Genomic DNA, 22302 nt, shown 5'->3' with positions numbered 1-22302 from the left:
AACTCACCGTTCGGGTTATCGGCCAAAAATCCCGGGGCCTGAGGGTGCTGCTCAAGATTCTTCGTTGAGATTGTCGAAGCGTCCGAGGATCGAAATTAACGACGAACGACCACCGATCATCACGCCGGAAAATTAATCGGCACGGTTGCCAATCACCGGATGTCAAAAACACAGGCAGCACATTTGTCCTTCAAAAGTGCAGGCAGATTCGCAAATGAGGTTTATTCTGCTCAATTACCTGCGCCCCCGGACGTCCGCGATACGCTTGTACCGCCACAAAAAAGGCCGAAGTGATGACCTCGAAAACCCCTGCCTCGCCCTCTGCGCCCGAACGCAAGGACCTGACACCCAGCCACCTGAATTTCCCCGTGGTGGGCATCGGCGCCTCGGCGGGCGGCCTGCAAGCGACCAAGCTGTTTTTCGAGCATATGCCGAAGGACAGTGGCATGGCGTTCGTGATCATTTTGCACCTGTCGCCCGATCACCAGAGCATCGCCGACCAGATCATTCAGGAATCGACGCGCATGCCGGTGCTGCAAGTGACGCAGCCGGTGCCGATCGAAAAGAACTGCGTGTACGTGATTTCTCCGGCGCACTCGCTGACGATGAATGACGGCTACCTGCGCGTCAGCCCCGCTGGCTCACCGCAAGCGCGCCACACTGCCATCGACCTGTTCTTCCGCGATCTGGCCGATGTGCATCGCGAGCGGGCTTTTTGCCTGGTGCTTTCAGGCACCGGTTCCGATGGTGCGGTGGGCTTGTCGCGAATCAAGGAACAGGGTGGCGTGACGCTGGTACAAGTGCCGGAAGACGCCGAGTTCGACGGCATGCCGCGCGCCGCCATCGAGACGCGCATGGTCGATCTGATACTGCCAGTGGTCGAGATGCCGCAGAAACTGATGGAGCTGTGGCGCAACTCTCAGAACATCAAATTACCCAGCGCCAATGATCCCGACCTGAAAGCCTTGAAGCCTGCAAACGAACACGAAGCGTCGATCGCCGAACAACGCCTGCATGAGATCCTGTTGTACCTGCGCAGCAGCACCGGTCACGATTTCAAACACTACAAGCGCGCCACCGTGCTGCGCCGCATCGAGCGGCGCATGCAGGTCACCAGCCAGTCTGACCTCGGCGCCTATTACGACTACCTGCAAAACACCCCGGAAGAATCCAAGGCCCTGCTCGGCGATATGCTGATCGGCGTGACCAACTTCTTCCGTGACCGCGAAGCCTTCGAAGCCCTTGAGCGCGATGTGCTGCCGCAACTGGTGCAATCGGTTGCCGACTCGTCGGAAAAAGAAGAACTGCGCATCTGGTCTGCCGGCTGCTCGACCGGCGAAGAAGCCTACAGCCTGGCGATCCTGCTCGATGATCAGATGCAGGTACAAAGCAGCAAGGCCAACCTGCAAGTGTTCGCCACCGATATCGACGAACGCGCGATCACCACTGGCCGCGCCGGCACCTATCCGCAAGCCATCGTCACCGACGTACCGCCAACACGCCTTCGGCATTATTTCGTCAAGGACAATGAGCATTACCGGATTCGCAAGGAAATCCGCGAGAAAGTGCTGTTCGCCAAGCACAGCCTGTTGTCCGATCCGCCGTTCTCGCAGATCGACCTGATCGTTTGCCGAAATCTGCTGATTTACCTGGATCGCGAGGTGCAGCGGGAAATCCTGCAGATGTTCCACTTCGCCCTGCGACCGGGTGGTTTCCTGTTTCTCGGCACTTCGGAAAGCGCCGATGCCTGCCATGAACTGTTCGCGCCCGTGGACAAGCGCAACCGCATCTTCCGCGCCAAGACCGGCACCGCGAACAGCCGCCGCACCCCGACCATGCCGCGTGGCGGTTACATGCGCACCAGCGTTTCCCGACCGCCATCGAAAGCCATCGAGCCCGTCAAGCTGTCGTTTGCCGATATCCACCGCCGCGCCATAGAACGCTTCGCCCCGCCGAGCATCATCGTCGACACCAACGCCGATATTCTTCACATGAGCGAAGCCGCCGGGCGCTTCCTGCGGCATGTCGGCGGCGAGCTGTCACGCAACCTGCTGACGCTGATCCTGCCGGAACTGCGCCTGGAAATCCGCACGACGCTGTTCCAGGTGCAGCAAAGCAACCTTACCGTGCGCTCGCGTGAAGTGCTGCTCAAGCGCGAGGAGCGTCAGTACCGCATCACGCTGATTGCGCAGCCGTACAAGGACGACGACTTCGACAGCGAGTGCGTGCTGGTGACCTTCGATGAAACGGAGATCGACGCGCACGAGCAGGCGCTGACCACGGTGCTGCAGACTGAAAGCCAAGTGCTCTCGAATCTGGAACGTGAGCTGCAACGCACCAAATTGCATTTGCAGGACACCATCGAACAGTCGGAAATCTCCAGCGAAGAGCTCAAGGCTTCCAACGAGGAGATGCAGGCGATCAACGAAGAACTGCGCTCGGCCACCGAAGAGCTCGAGACCAGCAAGGAAGAGTTGCAGTCAATCAATGAGGAGCTGTTGACGGTCAATTACGAACTCAAGACCAAAGTCGAAGAAACCGACAAGATCAACGATTATCTGACCAATCTGATCGCTTCTACTGACATTGCTACGGTGTTCGTCGATCGCAGCATGCGCATCAAATGGTTCACGCCGCGCGCCACCGACATCTTCAGCATGCTGCCGGTAGACACTGGCCGTTCACTGCTGGATATCACCCATCGCCTGAATTACCCGGCGATGACCGAGGACGCGGCGCAAGTGTTCGAATCGCTGAACATGATCGAACGCGAGGTCAGCAGTACCGATAACCGCTGGTACATCGCCCGCTTGCTGCCTTATCGCTCCAGCGAAGACCACATCGACGGCACCGTGTTGACCTTCATCGACATCAGCAAACGCCGCGAAGCCGAGGAAGAGCTGCGCCTGGGCGAAGAACGCATGCGTCTGGTCGCTGAGAGTACGCGTGATTACGCGATTATCATCCTCGATGAAATGGGTTCGATCACCAGTTGGAACAAAGGCGCTGAACTGATCTTTGGCCACAGCAAAAACGAGGCCGAAGGTCAGTACTACGATTTCATCTTCACAGCCGAAGACCGTGCTGCCGGCATGGCTGAAAGCGAATTGTCCACCGCCCGCCAGCACGGCCGCTCTGAGGATGAGCGCTGGCATGTGCGCAAGGATGGCAGCCGATTCTTCTGCAGCGGCGAGGTCACCAGGCTCAGCGGCGATCGCTTGCAAGGCTATGTGAAAATCGCCCGCGACCTGACCGGGCACAAGCGCCAGCAGGATGAACAGAGCAAGGAACTGGCGCAGACGCGCAATACGGTGTCCCTGCGTGATGAGTTCTTCGCGGTCATGTCCCACGAACTCAAGCACCCGCTCAACCTGATCCAGCTCAACGCCGAACTGTTGCGCCGTTTGCCAATGATCCGCACCGCCGGACCGGCGACCAAAGCGGTCAACACCATTTGCGATGCGGTGAACAGTCAGGCGCGGATCATCGACGACCTGCTTGATGTAGCACGGGTGCGCACCGGCAAGCTCAAACTGCAATTGGCGCGTGTCGATCTGAGCGCGGTTCTGCGTGACATCCACACGGTAGTGCTCAATGAGCAGCATGCCACGCGCATCGACCTGCAATTGCCTGAAGCACCGTTGATCATTCATGCCGACCCGACACGGGTCGAGCAGATCATCTGGAATCTGGTCAACAATGCCTTGAAGTTCACACCACCGAGCGGGCGCATCGAGTTGATCGCCAGCAAGAGCGGGAAAATGGCGCAACTGGACGTCAAGGATAACGGCGTCGGCATCGCTGCGGAAAACCTCGAACACGTCTTCGATCTGTTCGGCCAGGCGGAAAAACAGCACACCAACCATCAACGTGAAGGCTTGGGCATCGGCCTGTCACTGGTGCGGCAACTGACCGAAGCCCAGCACGGCACGGTGAAGGTTGCTTCGCCGGGACTGGGCGCCGGTTGTACCTTTACCGTTCGCCTGCCGCTGTCGACTGATGTCGAAGAAACCGCTGCAACAGCCGAGGTTGAACCGGTTTCCGGCAAGCTCGATGGCTTGAGCATTCTGCTGGTCGACGACTCGCCGGAAGTGCTGGAGACCTTGAAGCTGCTGCTGGAGATGGAAGACGCCGAAGTGACGGCCTTCGACCATCCCGTGGCAGCGCTGAAAGCCGCTGAGAGCACGCGCTACGATCTGATCATCTCAGACCTCGGCATGCCGGTCATGACCGGCTATGAACTGATGGCTGCCCTGCGCAAGCTGCCGCTGGTGAAAAACGTACCGGCGATCGCCCTGACCGGGTATGGCACTCAGAGCGACATGCAGAAGTCCCGGGAAGCCGGGTTCGATCAGCATCTGGGCAAACCGGTGGCGTACGACGACCTGATTGAAACCATCGAGGCGTTGCGCCGTTCGGAGTTGCTGTAAAGCTCGCCAGCGCTCCAACGCAAAAAGCCCCGCCACACGATTAAGTGAAGCGGGGCTTTTCGTTTTTGAAGAGGTGGTGTCCCAGGCGGGGTTCGAACCATTATCTGGGGTACCTACGCCCCCCGCAGCACTCCCTAAAGCTTTAACTTACTGATTCATTGATAAATCCACCATAAAACATAGCCCGCCGTCAATAGGAGTTCAGACTCCTATTGACTAGCCTGCTTGGCCGCGCCCGGTAGCTTTCGCGACTACAAAGCCCACCCATCGGTTAGGGCTTAAATCGGGCTCTACGATCACTTCGTTTTCCACCGCCTCACATGGCGGCTTCAAAGCATACGAATCATCTGAGCGTCGTGGAGCCGGGGATATCGTTGTCAATCTGCGTGGGCATCAGGCACGCCGGCCCCACGAACATGACCGTTCGTCGCGAATTTTTGTTAGCCAATAGCAATCCCTTATTTGCCGCAAATACCACCCAGCCTTACTGCGACATATATATAGTCAAATTAGACCAATCCAAGGAAGCAAAAAACGCTTAGGAAACATCACATTACGACACGCAAAAAATATATGACAAATATAAAAATAAAAAACCTACTTAAATCAGCCGCTTAAGAAAAATCAATACTGAGAAATTGACAATATATAAAAGCAAGACAATCAAAGAGAATGAAATCAAATTTAATTATATAGATAAAAAACCCCACTTGACAGCATCAAACCCTCTTATCTAAGGTAATAAGAGAAACTGAACATAGTTTATGAGACATCGCCCCCCCCCCCCCAAAAAAGATTGGCGACCGTATGCTCGTGGGAGATGGAAATGCTGGTCAACTTCTTTTACACGAAATCAATCTATCTTGGAAAACAGCACCATATTCTCCGCAGTGCTGATCAAGACAACTTCGGAAAAGAGTTTACTCCTCTTACCATTCACCTCCGAGACTTGATTGACTCAGGCAGCCCACAGCGTTCCATAAATAAGTCCGGACATTGCATAAGCAATTTTGTCGACTATTTTCATATCGCATCCAAATACATCGACCCAACAAAATCCGCTATTAATACTGCCTATCGCGAGTACCACTCTTACCTGACTGCCGGAAAAGAGAGCAGTTCCGAAACAGTTCGAAAGATCTGCGAGACAAAACCTTCACCACAAGTTGAAATCTCAACATCAAGCAACTACCACGCGCAGATCACCCCATTCTTGACAAACCTCAAAAACATCCAGGCCACGTATGAAGAGCTTATCGATAACGGACTTTCTGTCGAACAGCCTGAAACCTCACTACTCATTAGTAACTTGATGAAGATTGAACCAACAAGTATCAAAATCAGCAATTATGAAAAATCTTCAATGGCCCGACACATCACGCCTATGACCGCTGGAACATGCGAAGGCAAACGAAGAACCAGCTATACAAGCCATATTCCTTTTAAAGAAACCTTCGGAAAGCCTATCGAAGAAGATAAGTTCTTCCCCTTAGACCGGATAACAGATCTGCTTGGTAATGCGAGCAGTTACCGGAATGCCTGTCTATACGCGTTAATAGCGGCTACTAACGCTCGAGATTCAGAGGCAGACCAGATCCTCTGGCAAGATATCAATTTTTCAACAAGAGAATTATTCCTGAGAAACCCAAACACCAGAAGTAACCGAAACGAGGCCTATCGCGGGATAAGCGAGATCGAGAGAAACCGACTTGAGTGGAAAGGCCGAGGCACGGAGCTCACAGTATTACTTGAGCCATATGGCTCGCTGTTCTTCAAATATCTGGAAGATTATCTCCGCCATGAGTACAACCCGAGTTGCGGCCACAACTTTGTATTTCATGACAAGTATGGCAAGCCGCTCTTTCTCTGCGACTACTCCACCGTCATCCTTCATCAGTTCAAACAGGCCGCCACCAAAACACTTCTAGATCAACCGCACATCGCGGGAAAACTTGGACTACATAGCCTTCGACACAGCAATATCTACTTCTTCAAAAATTACCTTGAGCACAGCAAAGGACAAGGTTTGAGCGATAGCGAGTTGCTGTTACTTACAGGCCATAGCGACATTCGCAGCCTTCAAAAGTACGCCAAAGTAGACCGAGAAATGTTGCTCGAAAAAATCAGCTTCGCAAATCACATGCGGAAACACGGCAGCATTAAATCAAGCATAGAGTTTCAAATTAAATACTTAGAAGAACGATTGGAAATTTTCAAAAAAGAACTAGAAAAACAAAACAAAAAGGATACATACGAATGATAAATCTCAGCAAGAAATTAATTTTTCTAATGAATGACAAAAAACTTTATAACCATGTGGTCGCAGCATTAGAGTTGATACTGAAGATATTTTCCGACAACAACAAGAACTTTAAAACCGCCATGCACAAGTTTGTCAGCATATTTCTTAAAAGAGACGAAAATGACACCACCAATTTCTTGAGCGATTGCCTTGAGTACGTAGCCTATAACAAGGCCACAAATCACCACACATACTATAGAATCGAAAGAACATATTTTTCATCACTAACAAAAACAGACAAAGGGCCAGCAAAAACAATAATACGACTCGTACTCGTATTTCTTCACAAACAGCAATCAATAGTTTTGCCCCACAACTTCACTCGCCCTCAAGGTTCAATCACACGGCTCCCCGAATCCCAAAAAATGTTTTATGCCGAAACCATTCATCCATTTCTAGACCTGGAAAACAATTCTAACCACAACCCAGGTGACGGGAAACGGATTTACACGGATACACAAAGACTTTGGCAGACGGGAATCAAATCAATTTTGATGTCATCCTTCTTCTCACCTGAGGATATAAACGACGCTGACGTCCAAGTTTTACGCTTCGCACAGCTCAAAGACAGCCGACAGAACATCCTCCCAATTCCTACAACCCAGATATTTGAAACACTGTGCATGCGATTCCCATCCCGGATACCGCAAGAAGTGAAGGACTGGGTAGAGCACTCTTTAACCGCAGGAAACTCTATTCGCGTCCAGCTTGGCACCTGCGAAGAATTCTTGGTAGATATACTTAACCGACATAACTCACCTATTGAAATCATACGTGACGTTACCCAAACAGGAAAGTACGGAGTCAGCAGTTTCTCCACGGACAACTTGCATAAATATCGGCTTGACTCACATATACACCAGGGATGGGAGATGTTTTCAACAGCCATGAGAGTCTGGCTCGCTGCACAACAAGCCTTTTTAGACCATAAAAAATTTGAAAAGCCAAAAAAAATCCGATCTGCATTCGGAAAGATCAACCTATATCTGTTTATCTATCTTCCACTCTGGATATTACAAAATCCACTTTCAAAATTTAAATACCCTGATACACCAGCAAAGTTTACTGGCAGCGTTCATTACGACTGCCAAGCCGACATCACTGAAGACAGACCCTTATCCCTCTGTGAGTTATTTCGTGCAATGGGGTATAAGGAAAGCTATGGGAGTCAAAAAGATTTTCGAAGCTTTTTCAGCTACTTGATCGAGTTTGGAAGTGATCTTGAAGGTTGCTTCGGAGTCAAACAAGCTGTCCGAAAACTCCCAAAAAGCAAGAAGTACATTAACGTTACTAAGAACGTTTTCACTGGCGAACAACTTCGTCAGTTCATTGCATACCACAATTCAATCAATGAAGCCTCTGACTACTTTTCCGAACAACCCGATCAAATGAAATCAGTGGTCGACGAGGCCAGAAAAAATAACAACTTTGTAGATACTAATGACCTAGGATTTGTTCCAGTCATGTATCATGATGGAAAATTCAGCCCCATACGACGACTGCATCCGGATACGTTCTTTTTCGTAGAACACGATTACCACTTCCACTACCATCCGGGTTCAATCCGTTTCAGCTTATTCATGCTAGAGTGCGGCGTAAGAGGGCAAACATTGCAATGGCTGGATGCTAAAACATACGACCGAGTATCACACCGTCTGTCAAAAGACTCTTTGCAACTCACTAGCCTATGGCTAAACACCGACAAAATCCAAAAGATGCCGCTGATTATTTTGACGACAATGGGCAACCTTATGCTTCTTGACGATCAGCGCCGTTGGCGCCAATACATGATTGACGAGATCAACGTAAGCGGCTTCACCAAGAAAGTTTACTACGACCACGAGCCAAAATCTCACTGGGGTAAAATTCTTCCACTTTTTGTGGCTAACCCCGTTACCGGTGACCCCTTCACTGATGGACAGTACACCACGCTCTGGAACTCTCACTGCCTGAATTTTCAAATTTGGCTCAAGGATAATACACAAGAAACAAAGCCCATCATCGGCTACCTCCCCCTTAGAAAGAGCCCTCAGAACTCTTATTTCACCTGGGAAGAGTGGACAAACAAAATTAACCCTGCCGACGTGTTAGTTATAGAGGGATCAGATTCTAATCGCATATATCAGGGCGACTATTGCCCAATTGCTCTACGTGCATTCGCGACCCCTCATGCTGCGAGAGCTTCCTTCATTACTGACATGTCTACGAACCTGCCACCAGAGGCAGTTGCTTTACTGACCGGACAAAGTCTGAGCACCATTATCAGGTACAATAAAGGCCACCACCTACTTCTGAACAAACTACAAGGCGCATTCAATAACAAAGATGCTTCATGGTATCTGACAAACCCTTTCAACCCATCGTTTTCGATGATGGATGTAGGAAACCATATCGAAGACGCAGTACGGCAAGGTCGCCTTCCCAAGATTGTAGATAAGCTTGGCTTAAACTCTTTTCCAACCTCTTCAAGTCCTCGTGAAATGACCGGCTTAAAACTCATTGCGACTGATAGGTCTCTACGCTTGGGAGCTTGTTATACACACATCTGCCCATACAACTTCATTTGCCCGGAGTCTATCTTAATAAAATTTGGCGGACTGAAGAGGTGCTCTCAATGTCCCTTTGCAGTTTTCTCAACTCATAACCTGCCGGCAATCGAAGCTCACCGCCAAAAATTGGCCGAAGACTACCTCAGCACCGTTGAGATCGTTCTACAACACAGCGCTAGTAAAGAGGTCTCTACTGCAGAAGTCAGCCGTCTTCAGGAAGAGGTCAAGAGCGCAGCTAAAGATGTGATGAGCTGGATGTGGGTAGAAGAATTCTTGTGGGCTAAAATTGAAATGCAGCAGCACGGGGATGAAGACTCACAAGATAGAGACTTAGTGGTTACTGACGGTGAAGCCGTCCTCAAGGAATTATCACGTTCAGAGTACAAGCTAGACTCGGTTGAAGGCTTCCTCTCAAGACTTAATAGCGCCTGCACGCACCCAGAGTCCCTCTCCCGGAGCTTCGAATACAAGATAGACCGGGCAACTCGCTTACTGATGATTAACGATGGCAAAACCCTGGAGGCTGCAACGATGCCTTCCAGCTTCCCCAGCGCTGTAAAACTGGCAGGCATGCTTCGCTCCACTCTTGAATTCAAAGAAATCGATCTTGATCAATTTGTTCGTTTGATCAACCTAGAGGACAAGCAATGGACGCAGGCTTTGCTGTCATACCGTCCCTCTAAAGAATCAGATAACCAGCCGTGATAGCGTAGCACTTAAGGGGTGAAATGATGGTCTCAAGTAACTTCTATAGATGGCAGCAGGATCGCATTAAAAACCGCTTGGAAATTATCGAAAGCGTATTAAGTGAGCTCGATGAGCGCAGGACGAGTTTCGAACTTATCACATATCTAGCCAAGCATCTAGCGGAAGCGATTTCGTCCGCCGAACGTAAAGCGCTATCGGATTTCAAGAATCTTGGCGTAAAGGTTTCTACGGTGAAGACGTGTAGGGCTAGTAGCCTTCTTAAGAGCAAAACCTATCGTCCACGCCTTGACATGTGGTTCTTGAGGAATGCTGGTGAAAACATCAAGGAGAGCGCTGAGCTAACTGAGTTGCGGTTCAAATTGTTAAAGCTCAGCAACGAACACGCGATTGTGAAGGACGACCTTCGGATACTTCAGGAGCTGCATGGCCGCAAGGTTGATACTTATCAAATAACTACAGACCGCAATGATGGGATGACGATTGCCCAGATGGTTATCGAGCACTTTTACGAGTTTTGTGAAATACATGAGGGAGCACTGGTAGAGCCATCACCAGGCCGCCCAACAATCGTTCCTAGCCACTTATTCGCCGCATACTTGAAGTGGAGGAACAGCATGTATTAATTGATATTTAGAATGGATAATCACCTTCATACCGGTCACTGCCTGCCTCATCCAGGCCGAACTCATCTATCTTTCTCACTGTTCTATCCATTAATGGGCCAGACACGTCTTTGAGCACCTCCTCCCTGCGCTCCCAGTATGACTCGAGCTCAAGTCTTCTGAGTTCATTCAGTCGTCCAGCCCTCATGAGAAGAGCTGGTCATATCCACAGATATTACCAGGGCGAATCGAGCTCACAACTTTCCCCCTAAAGCCAATCAAAGGAACACCCTCCAGCATCAGGTGGTTCAAACACGGAACTCTTTTAGGTAGGCCAGTGCCGCAAGGGCGTCTTGGGTAGGTTGTGCGCGCCTTTCGGGCCGGCTGTCGTGAACCAAGCCGCTGCCGCGTATCGGCTCGCTGGGCTTCCACCCTCGCGCCTACGCGATCCGCTTGCAAAGCATGGGAGCCATACAGTTCCGGAAGACAATTAATGGAGAGTGGGCATTACGTTTTGCTGGACTGTATGAGGGTAAATCTTGAGACGCAGTCGCCAATAAACCAGCCTGCCGACGCCAAACCTCGACAAACCGGGTGCCGCATTTTTCCACCCCTATCAGACGTCAGTGTCCTCCTCGTCCGGCTCATCCGTGATCCGGTAAAACACGCTCCACGGACGCCCGCAGTAGCTTGGAAGGTCATCTGGCTGCCAGGAGTCGCGCACGCTGAAATAAGAGCAAGCCACGCCGTGCTCTTGCTCCAGTTGCTTGCATAGCGTTTTGACGATCAGTTGCCGCTCGCGCAGATCGCGCCCACGGCCAAGTTCGTTCAACGTACCCAGATACCGACCAGACTTGTTCACAACCACGCTGCCCCCCTTCAAAAGCGCTCGCACATAGGGGTGGGAGTTATCCTCGAAGTAAACCCAGCAGCCGCCACGTTCTTGGGTCTCCTTTTTCAAGGATGAAGCCTCCAGAGCAGAAACGCGCTCCGTGAAATCCGCCACAGCGACGTCAGCAGCTTCATCGGAAACCGTAATGCAAGATTTGAAGTCAAAGCACGCCGCTCTCATCGAAGCTTCCCGCTCTGCCGCAGTGAGCCCGTCCAGTTCCGCCGGCAATCGCTCACATACCAGGAGATGGTCAAAGTGATCTACCGATACAAGCCGCTGGTCGATAAGGCACAAGATGTCGTACTGAAGCCTCAAAGCATCAGCCTCGGTGGCTACTACCACACCGATTTGTGACCACTTCTTTTGGGCCAGATCTATCCCCGGCAGCTTATCTCCCAGGTGCCCTTCTCGCTCAATTTTTTCGATGGCGCGGCGATAATTCCGGGTATAAGGCCAGCGCCATTCCAACTCCGCCGTCTGATTACCGAAGATATCAAGCTGACCATCCAGATAGCGGTACTGATTGCGCCAAATCTCTTCCTGGGTCACAGGCTCCGACGGGTGACTTGCTTGAAGCATCGCTCGCAGGTTTTCACCCCGAACTACCTTCGTTGCGCCAGCTTGCTCCGCTAAAGACGTAGGGAACGTGATCGCGTACTGGGTGACTGCACCGCTAGCCGCTGCCAAGCCATCTCGAACAGCGACTAAATCAGAGACGCTAAAACCTGAAAAACAAACAGCAGGATGGCTTCCCTGAATCGTCGCATGCCCATTCCTGACGCCGAAGGTGGCCCAGATGTGATGGAAGCGAATAGCAACCCTCAATAGGAACCGTCCAGGCCAGCAATCTTCAGCCCAACAGTTAAGAGCGAAACTTCCCGGTATGAAATCGGGCCGTGAGCCGCTAGTGAGATCGACGTCTCGAAAATAATGTACGACGCGATTGGGCTGTTCGACATCAGTTCGCTGCGCCATATGAGCTCCTTTTTTTAGGACAAACGGCCTTCGCCTCTTAATTAGAGGTTTTTGATGAGAGTGTTTTTGTACTCTTGTAGTGCATAAAAAATAGACCACCCAAGCACGTCAGGCAAGTAACCACGCACAAAAAAATACAAACCTCTCACACCAAAAAATAATTAAGCACTTATTGACTCATACACATAACACTAAAATAAAATCAAATACGTAACAAGCACGAATAAATCAACAATACGTATAAATCTTTGTCAATGATCCTTCCACCAAACCTACAATACCCCTAAATAACAATACGCCCTTATAATTACGACCCTATATTTCCTCGCCAATAAATCGTCTAGCTTTTCTATCTATATCAATGGCTTGGTAGCCCCCCCCCACCTCGTTGGTCGGCGCTTACTCACCCAAGACGTCCTCATGCCGCCCTTACACACTTACATTCAGCCTCCAATTTTTCCCGACCGACAAGCTAAAGCGCACGACTTACAATGACAAACGAAAGGTATATATATCAAACGCTCTTCATAAGCTTATATCGCTGTCAAATAGTGCAATGAAGGGCATGGGTATACTTTCAAGATACTGTTCATCCGTCGCAAAATTTTTAGACACATCAGTTATTTCTTGACCACTTCCCCCCCTTGGTCTTCAGTTCCACTACCACCTAGGAGATAAGTCGCTATGAGATTTTCGTCCTTGTTCCACCGGGAATGCGCTCCGGTAGCTCTCGATGATACTTTCCACTACGTTGTGCTCAGCACTCTTCAGTGGAAAACACCCAATCTTGATCTGATGGCAACCGCTAGCAAGCAGCGCTTCGCTGTCCTCTATAACCAACCCTTAGGGGACAGGTTCGCCATTGAGACTCTAGAGCAGGCACACATCCAAGGCGCAATGTCCGGGGTGAAGCTGGTTTCCGTCCACAAAGACGTACTTCGTATCTTCTTGAGTGACGAAGTGGCGGGCGCCACCTTCCCTGCCATCGAGGCCTTGTGGGAACCGATCAAAGAACTGGATCTCAATCGAAGGCTGGAGGTTGATTTTTCGTGTGAACATGAAGTCTATCCTGGCCGTTCCGAATACTTGTTCTGGTCTGCAGTTAAGGAAGTGCTTGAGTCGAATAGCCTGGGGATTGAGCGGTATGAAACACCCATTCTCCATGACTGCACAGAGGAAATATCTAGCGGCGATGCCCCATCATCTCATCAGTATCATATTGATATCCGTCAATCTACCTCCTCCGAAGCAGCAATGCCCACCGGATTCTGCCCGCACGTACTGGAGAATGTAGATTCCATAGTTGGTCACTCCAGTTCTTCGATGTTGGAGTGTTACGTCTGCCCGCCTCCAAACTGGAAGATGCCTTAGAAGTTTCGTCGAACGGCCATAGGACAGGTCGAAGCATCGCCATACTTGAGAGCGATTGGCATGGGATCAAAGCGCAAACCATTCATTATTTCCAAAGCAATCAGTGAGGCTGTGCTTCGGTCTGGTGAAGAAAATGACTGGTCAGCATTCCAGGTTATAGAGATATGGACATTGGCCTCTATCCACCTCACTGAAGAGGTAACCGGGGCCTTATTCGAGGAAGTTCTTGCCAGGTCAGGCTCCGCAGCGCTTTTCCGTAGACGCAATTACAAGGTTACTGGATGTGATGTGCTCCGCATCAATCTGCCTCATGTACACGCGTGCAATCCGATCCATATCCTTAGCGAAAAAGCGCGACGCCTAATCAAAGAGAACTGGCCGTTAATGGACTCACCAGGCGCTGACTGTCAATGGCACGAGTTCAGTGATTCGCTACTGATGGTTCTGATTAAAAGGAAGGTTGTCTCCAATCGCTTGAAGGGTAAGAAACTCGAGCAAGACTTAGGATTGTGAGCGTAAGAATTTTACGATGGGGCGGTCTTGGACTAATGTTTCTTTGGAGTCACCTGGACTCCTGCGGTCAGCTTGCATACCCAACCAGGCCAGAAGACCCTATTTCGCCCACCTGTCCTGAAGGTCTGTCGAGCAGCTGACATCGACAATAGGCCTGAAGGTGGTACAGGTGGGTCGAGTAGGCCTCCCCATCCCTGACTCCTTACTTCCGACTACCGGTAGTCATCCAGCTCACGTCTCCGCGCCGCCCGCGCGCAACCAACAACGATGCTGATTTAGACCAACGTTATTTATTTCTCAAAGAATCTTCGCATCAGGCTCAAGGTTTTCCAGAACCAACCGTTTGTCATAGGTATGTACTCCCTTTGAGCGAACCGCTTTGATCCCATCAACCGATGATTACGCACAGCGTTTGAGTGCCGCCATTCCGTTTCCCAAGACGATCCTGGGCAACCGCCAGCACGGTGCCTGGCAACGTCTGATCAGCGTCATCAAGTCTTCAGAAACCCTTTCTGAATTTGATAAAGCAGCAGCCTATGTAGAGGGCTACGCACATGCGCTGGTCGACAGCGATCAGATCGACATTTCCATCGAACGAGATGTGTTGATCATCGAGACTGTCGACGCTTGGCGATGCGCCCGTGTTGACTCCAGCACCTCCACCTATTTGTAGCCACCAGTGAGTACCATGACTTCTATTTTTCAACGCTATGCCGACGACGAACCGTCTGAATTACGCATCCAGATGCCGCAGCGGGTTCTGGCTACAACCGTCAGTCATTACCCAATTGATGTTCTGGTAGGTCACTGGGAAAAGTATCTGGTAGACCCCTCCTCCGCTCGCGATAGATTTCCGTGGGCTGCGCGATTTGTCATGGGCATGCCCGTGCCAACCTGGACGCGCGGATTGGAGTGGAACGTAGGCCAGCAGGCTCGTTTTATTAGCGCTGTTTGGGCAGGGCTAGACCTGGGAAGCTACCTTACAAACGACTGGTGCGAGCCTGCGAGCACTGGCAAAGCATTGGCGGAGAACAGCGAGATTCTGGTCGATGGTCAGCAACGGCTTCACAGCCTTGAAGAGTATTTCCTTGATCGTCTTGCGGTGCCAGATGCACATGGTCAGCCGAGGATCTGGTCTGAACTTGGTAATGGCGAGCGGAAGCGTTTTTTGTCGACGATCTTTAGCCACGCGAAGGTATCTTCTGGCGACGGAGTGGCATTGCGAAAAACGTATGATCTTTGCGCACAGGGCGTTGTGCCTCGGTCATTTGAACAGCGCGCCTTGCGGTAGTCGTCGACCTGCGATTGTCGTGGCATGCCCTAGTAGGGACGGCTGTCGTTAACCAAGCCCTGTCTTCGACAGGTCTTGGCCCTTCGGGCTTCCATCCTCATGCCCTCCGACCCTCCTGGTCTGCGCGCTCCGCTCGCATGATGATCAAAGTCACCACCTAGCTTGGACATTCCCTGCGGCTACCACATACTAGCTTCCATCCATTGTGGAGTGAGGCTAGGCGAAATGGCATGGTCATTTTGGAAGGACAAACGCCCTGAATGGGTTCAAGCGGAAGAACGAGATTTCATCAAAGCCGCGAACGGCCTGAAGACACTGCAGGTGACACCACGAGGCGGTATGCGAATTGACCCAGAGGAGATTCGAGACCAGATTGTTTCCGCCCGTGAGCTCTATAAAGGTTTGGTTAAAAAATAGCTTTCGCTAGGGATCATCCACCTTACGGTGAAGATAAAGGCCTGCGAGTCAGGTACAAAACGTCCACGACCTAAGGCCATACCATGACAGGAGCAGCTAGGCGGCTTTCCGAGAAATGGTCTGCCTTCCCCGCCTGCTTACACAGAGATTTGATCCTGTCCCCTAGAAACGCTCTTCGTGCTCTAGGTCGTATCAACTTATCCGGAATTTGCAGCTATGTTTCGGTTAGCCTTCCATATCGCAGTGTTGCATCCTGTGCTGAGGCATCTCGTGCATCGCGCCGGGGTAGACATATAGGAAGCGCCAATGCTTAAGAAAGCGATCAAATTTCTACGCGACTCTCTACTGGAGGACTTCGGCCAGCCGGCGACCCTCATAAACTTGCTTCGTGCAGACGTCGGCCTGAACAGGCATTTGGTCGAACATGAGAAGGGTATCAGCGCAAGCGAAGTGGTGCGTTGGAACGACTTTGGCGACTTGGGGTATGAGACCAGTCGGATGTACCGGCGGAGGCTCAACGGATGGACACGTTCCCCTGGCTCCTATCAAAACTACGGCTCCACCAGCCTAATCCGAGAGGATCTTCTCAGCTTGGGTACGGTTAGGGAGATCCAGCGCTGGAACTGTGACATTCAGCAGGTCGACGGCTTTTCCGCGTCAAAGTCAGAGCTGCGCAGGTTCAAAAGCATGGACTCCATGGTCGAGCGTAACTCCCAGCCGATGATCACACCCGTTACCCAAGAAAAGCTTGAAGAAAATCTCCGATGGGACGAGATCCGAATCATCTCTAGAGAAGATCACGATTACTTCTCCACATGGGAATGGGACGGACGAGTGTTCTTGATCAACAGCGGAGGCTCCCACCACTTCGCTGCGGCTAAGTACATCGCGAAACGGATCGGGGTCAACGTCCCACTCACAGGTCGGTATAAGATTTACGGAATTAATCAGGTCGCTTTGGCGAGCCTAAGACGCGATTTCGACATGTTTGTATTGTCATGGCACTGCAAACAGCAAATGGACTTTCACAGAGCCATGCAGAGATTTGAGGCAACCTACTACTGGAAGGATCTCCCACGTCCATACACTGACCAGGCGGCGATTTTCCTGCCTAAAGCGGAGAAGCGCGCTGGGAAAGTATCTGAGGTAATGCGTGAGGCTGGATTTCAGGATTTAGGCCTTTACCTCCAGAAGCTGGCTAATAGTACGGCTCATCATGTCTCGGTCGTCTAGCTGCCCTATGTGCATCTAAACGCCGCATTTCAGCCTGCCATTGATTCAGAAATTTGTCCCAGTCATAGGCATACGGGCCATCAAACAGACGCGTCGAGCTGGTGCTCGCTTGCAGAAAGCGCTCACGCCATGGCTGGGGAATACCTGCCTTGCGCACAATGCTGATACCGGAACTGTGGCGCTCAATCAGAACTGCTTTGCGGGCAACATTTAATCGTCGCCTGGATGACTCTAGTTGCCGAGCGCTTGATCATGTCGGATCGCGAGAAGCTGCTGGAATGGTTTATCTCTCACCCGTCGGCCATGGATGGTTGGAATGCAAGCCTCTGACACGCCACTGGCTCGCCTTGATGACAACCTGTTTGATCCTTCATGTGCCGGCGACTCGCTATCGCAAAATAAGTCTGACCAGTTATGCTGCGGTAGGAACCAGCCAGGGATCGGAGCTGCTATGTCTACGAACGATTATCCAAAGCGTGTCTGGGACAACATCATTCCGCTTTCTGTAGGCGATACCTTGCCAAAAGCTTTTGAAGAATGGTCTTTCACGGAGGTCATCCGCGATCATGAGCATCCCACTGAGACGTGCGAGCTATGTGATCAGGAGTCGCTCCGATACCAGTTCGAAATCCGGAATGCCCTTACGGCAAGGACTCTGTGGGTAGGCTCGCAGTGCATACTTAGATTCGGCGTATCGGTATTCGAAGCTGGTCAACGCCTATCTGCATCCGACACCAAGAAAAAGCTGGAGCGACTCACCGAAAAAATGCGGGGGGAGTCATGCGTGAAGGCCCTACAGCGCTTGGCGATATCGGAACAAAATCCAATTCTCTCGAAGGCACTGGCCTACTATCAGCTCAATAAAAACCTCTCACCGAAATTTGCGTTCGTGGTCTTCTGGAGGCTCAAGGCCAACCAAATCGATCACAGCCCTTCTTTCTTCAAGGTCAATCTGAAGCGTCTCAAATACCAGCAAGATCTTCAGGCGATGGAGCTACAGCGCGTGCAAATGATCTGGCCTGCCCTGTCATCCTCTCAAAGAAACATGGCCATACGGATGGGGCATAAAGCGCCTGCCGTGTAGTGAGATGCCCACGGTGTGCCGCAAGCAGCCTGCGCAGAGGGCTCATCGTGAATGTCGATGCCATGCAGCCGGTATTAGCTTTGACTCCCTCTTCGCCGGATAGAGGTACGACGCTGCACTCCCGAGACCAACTCAACGAGTCATGGTGAGCGACGACCTATACCGCCAGAGCCCTGAAGCATTTCCTCGACGAACTCAATCGAGCCTCCCAGTTCACTCTGGATCTCCTCGAATACCGGCTCAAGTGCCGGATGGGTACCTGAGGCTGTCAGCTCAGAGATGAGCCGCAGGAATTCTTGTCCCTGAGCTATAGGCATCTGGATGTTGCAGTAGACAGTGTCTTTCGTGTCTCGGGTCATGGATTCTCCGATGTGGTTTGGGATGCTACTTCTTCGTACAGAATAGCTAGCTTCTAATGCCTAAAAGCTAGACATTTCGATCCTTGGTGTTGTGCGCGCCCTTCGGGACGGCTGTCGTGAACCGAGCCGCTGGCTGCGTTTCGGCCCGGAGGGCTTCCATCCTCGCGCCTCGGCCTCACGGCCTGCGCGCTCCGCTTGCTTCTAGCGATCAGCCGATTTCGGATATCACCGCCCACTAAAGGTTTTGAGCCCCATCTTCGCCCATTCTCCTGACAGCCAGCTCGAGCTACCCAACCATCCCATAGCAAACACTGATGTCATCTTTTGGATATATCTTCCTTCCTAATTCACTCGAATGGATTGGCGGCAATATGCCTACCCCGTAGGCAAGGCTCTCGACCCATCGGCTTCAGATTGACACCACTGGATGAATCCCAAATAGTGGCACGATGACAGCCTGCTCTCGCGTGTGCTTACCCGGACGGCGCGACCGCAGTGCACCTCTTTTTCTGCCTACTGGGACGTAATATGCAGACTGAACCAAAGCCTTTGTCCTCTGGATCCCGTTGGCTTCGATGGGATCCCCACGTGCACGCGCCAGGCACGTTGTTCAACGACCAATTCAAGGGGAACTGGGAAGGTTATCTGAAAGCTCTGGAAGAGGCTTCTCCGGCGATCAGCGCGATTGCGGTGACAGATTATTACCTGCTTGATACCTACAGACAGCTGATTGAGCACAAGCAGGCGGGCAGACTTGCACGCTGCGAACTTCTCTTTCCCAATGTCGAAATTCGCTTCGATGTAGGAACTGCAAAATCGTGGATCAACGCCCACCTATTGGTGTGCCCCGACGAAGAAAATCACCTGGAAGAGCTTGAGCGCTTTCTTGCCTCGCTCACCTTCAAGGCCTTTGATGACGAGTTTAGGTGCACCCCAAGCGATTTGAGAAGGCTTGGAAAGCGAGCGAACCCTGACATCCAAGATGACCAGGCTGCCCTGCGACATGGCGCTGAGCGCTTCAAGGTTTCGTTTCAAGAGTTAAAAGACAAGCACAAAAACAGCCAGTGGGCACAAGCCAACCTGATCATCGCAGTCGCGGCGAAAGAGAATGACGGTACCTCCGCACTGAAAGAGGGTGCCGATGAAGTATTGCGGCAGGAAATCGAACGGTTTGCGCATGTCATTTTTGCCTCCAACCCCAACCAAAGGGATTTTTGGCTAGGTAGAAAAGCTTTATCCGCAGAGAACCTGGTTGAGCGGTACAACGGCCTGAAGCCGTGCTTGCATGGCAGCGATGCCCATCAAACTGCCAAGACTGGAGTGCCTGATGGGAAAAGATATAGCTGGCTCAAGGGAAGTCCTACCTTCGACACGCTTCGACAGGCATGTATTGATCCGGCAGGTAGAGCTTTCATTGGAGAGGAACCACCGCCTTACGGGAATGCTTCCGAGGTCATCTCCCAAGTCGAAATAACCAATGCACCGTGGCTCAAGACACCAGTCCTGGCTCTGAACCCAGGCCTGATTGCCGTGGTAGGCGCAAGAGGCTCAGGAAAGACCGCGCTGGCTGACATCTTGGCGGCAGGCTGTGACGCTCGAGGCAACGCAATTACAGGGCACTCGTTCTTGGTGAGGGCCCAAGACCACCTACAAAATGCTGAAGTGAATATCACCTGGTGCAACGGTGACACGCAGGCCAGCCCGCTAAACCAGACGACTGACGATGAGTTCGTGTACCCAAGAGCTCGGTATCTGTCGCAGCAGTTCGTGGAGGAGCTTTGCTCCGCCGATGGTATGACGGACGGCCTCCTGGCTGAGGTCGAGCGGGTAATTTACGAGTCGCACTCCCCCACCGAGCGTGAGGGGGCTATCAGCTTCAATGACCTGAGAGACATCCGTTCTGAGCGATATCGAGAGGCTAGGCGGCGGGAGGAGGAATCACTCGGCAGTCTGTCAGAGAGAATCAACACCGAACTCGAAAAACGCAGCCTCGTGCCCCAGCTGACTACGCAGGTGCAGGATAAAGATTCGCTGGTCAAACGGTTAACCGAAGACAGAAGCAAGCTTGTCGCGAAGGGCTCAGAAGTCAGGCTGTCCAGACTGCAGTTACTGACCGCCGCCTCAGAAAAGGTTGCCGGCTATGTGAGGTATTACAAAGCCCAAGAGCAGCAGATTCTTCTGATGCAGGATGAGGTCAACAATGTTCGCCAAGTCGTGGCGCCCTGTGATCTTAGAGACATCCAAGCACGCCATACCAAAAGTGGTCTGGGGAATGATGAGTGGAGTGCTTTTTTCAGGGACTACGAAGGCGACGTCGGAGCCATCCTGTCGAAGATGCTACTCAAGGCTCAAAAGAGCAGAGACGCATGGATAGGAACCCCACCGGCTCCGAACGAAGACGCTCAACAGGCGTTTATCGCTGAAGACGCCAAGCTTGAAGAATGCGATCTCTCGTTGCTGCAGGCAGAAATTGATCGACTCCAGCAGTTAGTCAGCGTCGACCAAGACACCGCGAAGCGATTCAAAGAGCTATCAACAAAAATAACCACGGAAACTGAACTATTGCGGGCCAGCAGGGAGAAGTTAACCGACCATGTGGGTGCCTCCCAACGTCTCGAAATCTTGGTGAGTGAGCGGTGCGATTCATACAAGCGCGTTTTCTCGGCTCTCATTGCTGAGGAGCAAGTTCTCCAGGAGCTCTACTCGCCCATCAAACAGCGCCTGGAAAGCGCCCAAGGAACTCTCAACAAGCTTTCTTTCTCGGTAGCCCGAACTGTCGACATTGAGGCATGGTCAGCCGAGGGTGAGTCCTTGCTCAACCTCTCTAAAAAGGGCCCTTTCAGAGGCCGGGGTACCTTGCGCGAAAAAGTGCTCGAGTCGCTGAATACTCCCTGGCTCTACGGAGATGACGAGACCGTGCTAGCTGCGCTGAGAGAGTTTATTAGGAACTACCATGAACAGCTCGTTGAGCATGCGCCAGTAGCCACATCGGATCTGGCAGAGTATCGGCGGTGGACGAAACGCTTAGCCCAATGGCTCTACGGTACTGACCACATCTCTGTACGTTACGCCATAAATTACGACGGCGTCGAAATCCAGAAACTCTCTCCTGGCACCAGGGGAATTGTGCTGTTGCTGCTTTACCTTTCGCTTGATGCGAAAGACAGCCGGCCACTGATTATTGATCAGCCAGAAGAAAACCTCGACCCCAAGTCAATCTACAACGATCTCGTCCCACTGTTCATGGCCGCTAAGTCGACTCGACAAGTCATCATGGTGACCCACAATGCCAACCTGGTCGTGAACACGGATGCCGACCAAATCATCATCGCTGAATGCGGCCCTCATGGTAACGGGCAGTTGCCTCCTATTACCTATTTGTCGGGCGGACTGGAGGACAGGCTTGTCCGGGAGCGGGTATGCGAGATTCTCGAAGGTGGTGAGACCGCGTTTAAGGAGCGTGCTCGCCGACTGCGGGTTCGGCTGTCTAGGTGACTTTTCAAATCGCCGCGCGATGACGAACTCGGTCAACGAGCGGCAGAGTGACCACTCAAGCGTTGTCCCAAGCCATCAGCA

Annotated in this window: 13 protein-coding genes; 11 read left to right on the top strand and 2 right to left on the bottom strand. The window is 51.7% G+C overall.

Translation table 11 applies throughout. The features are described 5' to 3' along the window. Nucleotides 1-293 precede the first annotated feature (293 nt). The 4 genes from AC0IXA_RS14425 to AC0IXA_RS14410 all read left to right on the top strand — a co-directional run bounded on the left by AC0IXA_RS14425 (nt 294) and on the right by AC0IXA_RS14410 (nt 10612). On the top strand, nt 294-4430 hold the full coding sequence (locus AC0IXA_RS14425) for a CheR family methyltransferase (RefSeq protein ID WP_471813616.1): 4137 nt from the start codon (nt 294-296) through the stop codon (nt 4428-4430). An 826-nt stretch (nt 4431-5256) separates the two neighbouring features. Further along, the gene (locus tag AC0IXA_RS14420) at nt 5257-6690 is read left to right on the top strand and encodes a tyrosine-type recombinase/integrase (RefSeq protein WP_471813614.1); all 1434 of its coding nucleotides are present in this window, start codon (nt 5257-5259) and stop codon (nt 6688-6690) included. Continuing rightward, nucleotides 6687-9986: a hypothetical protein gene (locus AC0IXA_RS14415; RefSeq protein WP_471813612.1), complete on the top strand. Its 3300-nt coding sequence runs from the start codon at nt 6687-6689 to the stop codon at nt 9984-9986. The genes AC0IXA_RS14420 and AC0IXA_RS14415 overlap by 4 nt, the downstream gene beginning before the upstream one ends. Nucleotides 9987-10012: 26 nt before the next feature. Further along, on the top strand, nt 10013-10612 hold the full coding sequence (locus AC0IXA_RS14410; protein ID WP_471813610.1) for a hypothetical protein: 600 nt from the start codon (nt 10013-10015) through the stop codon (nt 10610-10612). A gap of 595 nt (nt 10613-11207) precedes the next feature. Here AC0IXA_RS14410 and AC0IXA_RS14405 read toward each other — a convergent pair. Then, complete coding sequence (locus tag AC0IXA_RS14405) at nt 11208-12458, bottom strand: DUF4427 domain-containing protein (RefSeq protein ID WP_471813608.1); 1251 nt, start codon at nt 12456-12458, stop codon at nt 11208-11210. A 684-nt stretch (nt 12459-13142) separates the two neighbouring features. Here AC0IXA_RS14405 and AC0IXA_RS14400 point away from each other — a divergent pair. The 6 genes from AC0IXA_RS14400 (at nt 13143) to AC0IXA_RS14375 (ending at nt 18367) form a co-directional block, all read left to right on the top strand. Beyond that, a complete protein-coding gene (locus AC0IXA_RS14400; RefSeq protein WP_471813606.1) occupies nt 13143-13829 on the top strand; it encodes a hypothetical protein in 687 nt (228 codons plus the stop codon). 892 nt (nt 13830-14721) lie between these two features. Then, on the top strand, nt 14722-15015 hold the full coding sequence (locus AC0IXA_RS14395; protein WP_471813604.1) for a hypothetical protein: 294 nt from the start codon (nt 14722-14724) through the stop codon (nt 15013-15015). Nucleotides 15016-15030: 15 nt separating this feature from the next. Next, entirely contained in the window at nt 15031-15633 is a 603-nt protein-coding gene (locus tag AC0IXA_RS14390; protein ID WP_191867618.1) for a hypothetical protein, read from the top strand. A 225-nt stretch (nt 15634-15858) separates the two neighbouring features. Then, complete coding sequence (locus AC0IXA_RS14385) at nt 15859-16050, top strand: hypothetical protein (RefSeq protein WP_090206285.1); 192 nt, start codon at nt 15859-15861, stop codon at nt 16048-16050. 306 nt (nt 16051-16356) lie between these two features. Further along, the gene (locus tag AC0IXA_RS14380) at nt 16357-17283 is read left to right on the top strand and encodes a DUF6685 family protein (protein WP_262406583.1); all 927 of its coding nucleotides are present in this window, start codon (nt 16357-16359) and stop codon (nt 17281-17283) included. Between the two features lie 316 nt (nt 17284-17599). Continuing rightward, on the top strand, nt 17600-18367 hold the full coding sequence (locus AC0IXA_RS14375) for a hypothetical protein (protein ID WP_471813602.1): 768 nt from the start codon (nt 17600-17602) through the stop codon (nt 18365-18367). Nucleotides 18368-18507: 140 nt separating this feature from the next. Here AC0IXA_RS14375 and AC0IXA_RS14370 read toward each other — a convergent pair whose 3' ends face one another. Then, complete coding sequence (locus AC0IXA_RS14370; protein ID WP_471813600.1) at nt 18508-18726, bottom strand: hypothetical protein; 219 nt, start codon at nt 18724-18726, stop codon at nt 18508-18510. Between the two features lie 528 nt (nt 18727-19254). On the opposite strand from AC0IXA_RS14370, the gene AC0IXA_RS14365 reads away from it, so the two are divergent. After that, nucleotides 19255-22221, top strand: a complete 2967-nt coding sequence (locus AC0IXA_RS14365) for a TrlF family AAA-like ATPase (protein ID WP_471813598.1) — start codon at nt 19255-19257, stop codon at nt 22219-22221. The last annotated feature ends 81 nt before the right edge of the window (nt 22222-22302 follow it).

It is taken from the genome of Pseudomonas sp. AC083 (assembly GCF_979253165.1).
Note: the sequence above shows the minus strand (reverse complement) of the source record. Positions and strands in the feature narration are given on the sequence as shown.

Excerpts from the sequence above, each read along its gene's own strand:
- AC0IXA_RS14425 (WP_471813616.1), top strand. The coding sequence starts at position 294 with ATGACCTCGAAAACCCCTGCCTCGCCCTCTGCGCCCGAACGCAAGGAC.
- AC0IXA_RS14420 (WP_471813614.1), top strand. The coding sequence starts at position 5,257 with ATGCTGGTCAACTTCTTTTACACGAAATCAATCTATCTTGGAAAACAG.
- AC0IXA_RS14415 (WP_471813612.1), top strand. The coding sequence starts at position 6,687 with ATGATAAATCTCAGCAAGAAATTAATTTTTCTAATGAATGACAAAAAA.
- AC0IXA_RS14410 (WP_471813610.1), top strand. The coding sequence starts at position 10,013 with ATGGTCTCAAGTAACTTCTATAGATGGCAGCAGGATCGCATTAAAAAC.
- AC0IXA_RS14405 (WP_471813608.1), bottom strand. The coding sequence starts at position 12,458 with ATGGCGCAGCGAACTGATGTCGAACAGCCCAATCGCGTCGTACATTAT.
- AC0IXA_RS14400 (WP_471813606.1), top strand. The coding sequence starts at position 13,143 with ATGAGATTTTCGTCCTTGTTCCACCGGGAATGCGCTCCGGTAGCTCTC.
- AC0IXA_RS14390 (WP_191867618.1), top strand. The coding sequence starts at position 15,031 with ATGACTTCTATTTTTCAACGCTATGCCGACGACGAACCGTCTGAATTA.
- AC0IXA_RS14385 (WP_090206285.1), top strand. The coding sequence starts at position 15,859 with ATGGCATGGTCATTTTGGAAGGACAAACGCCCTGAATGGGTTCAAGCG.
- AC0IXA_RS14380 (WP_262406583.1), top strand. The coding sequence starts at position 16,357 with ATGCTTAAGAAAGCGATCAAATTTCTACGCGACTCTCTACTGGAGGAC.
- AC0IXA_RS14375 (WP_471813602.1), top strand. The coding sequence starts at position 17,600 with ATGCAAGCCTCTGACACGCCACTGGCTCGCCTTGATGACAACCTGTTT.
- AC0IXA_RS14370 (WP_471813600.1), bottom strand. The coding sequence starts at position 18,726 with ATGACCCGAGACACGAAAGACACTGTCTACTGCAACATCCAGATGCCT.
- AC0IXA_RS14365 (WP_471813598.1), top strand. The coding sequence starts at position 19,255 with ATGCAGACTGAACCAAAGCCTTTGTCCTCTGGATCCCGTTGGCTTCGA.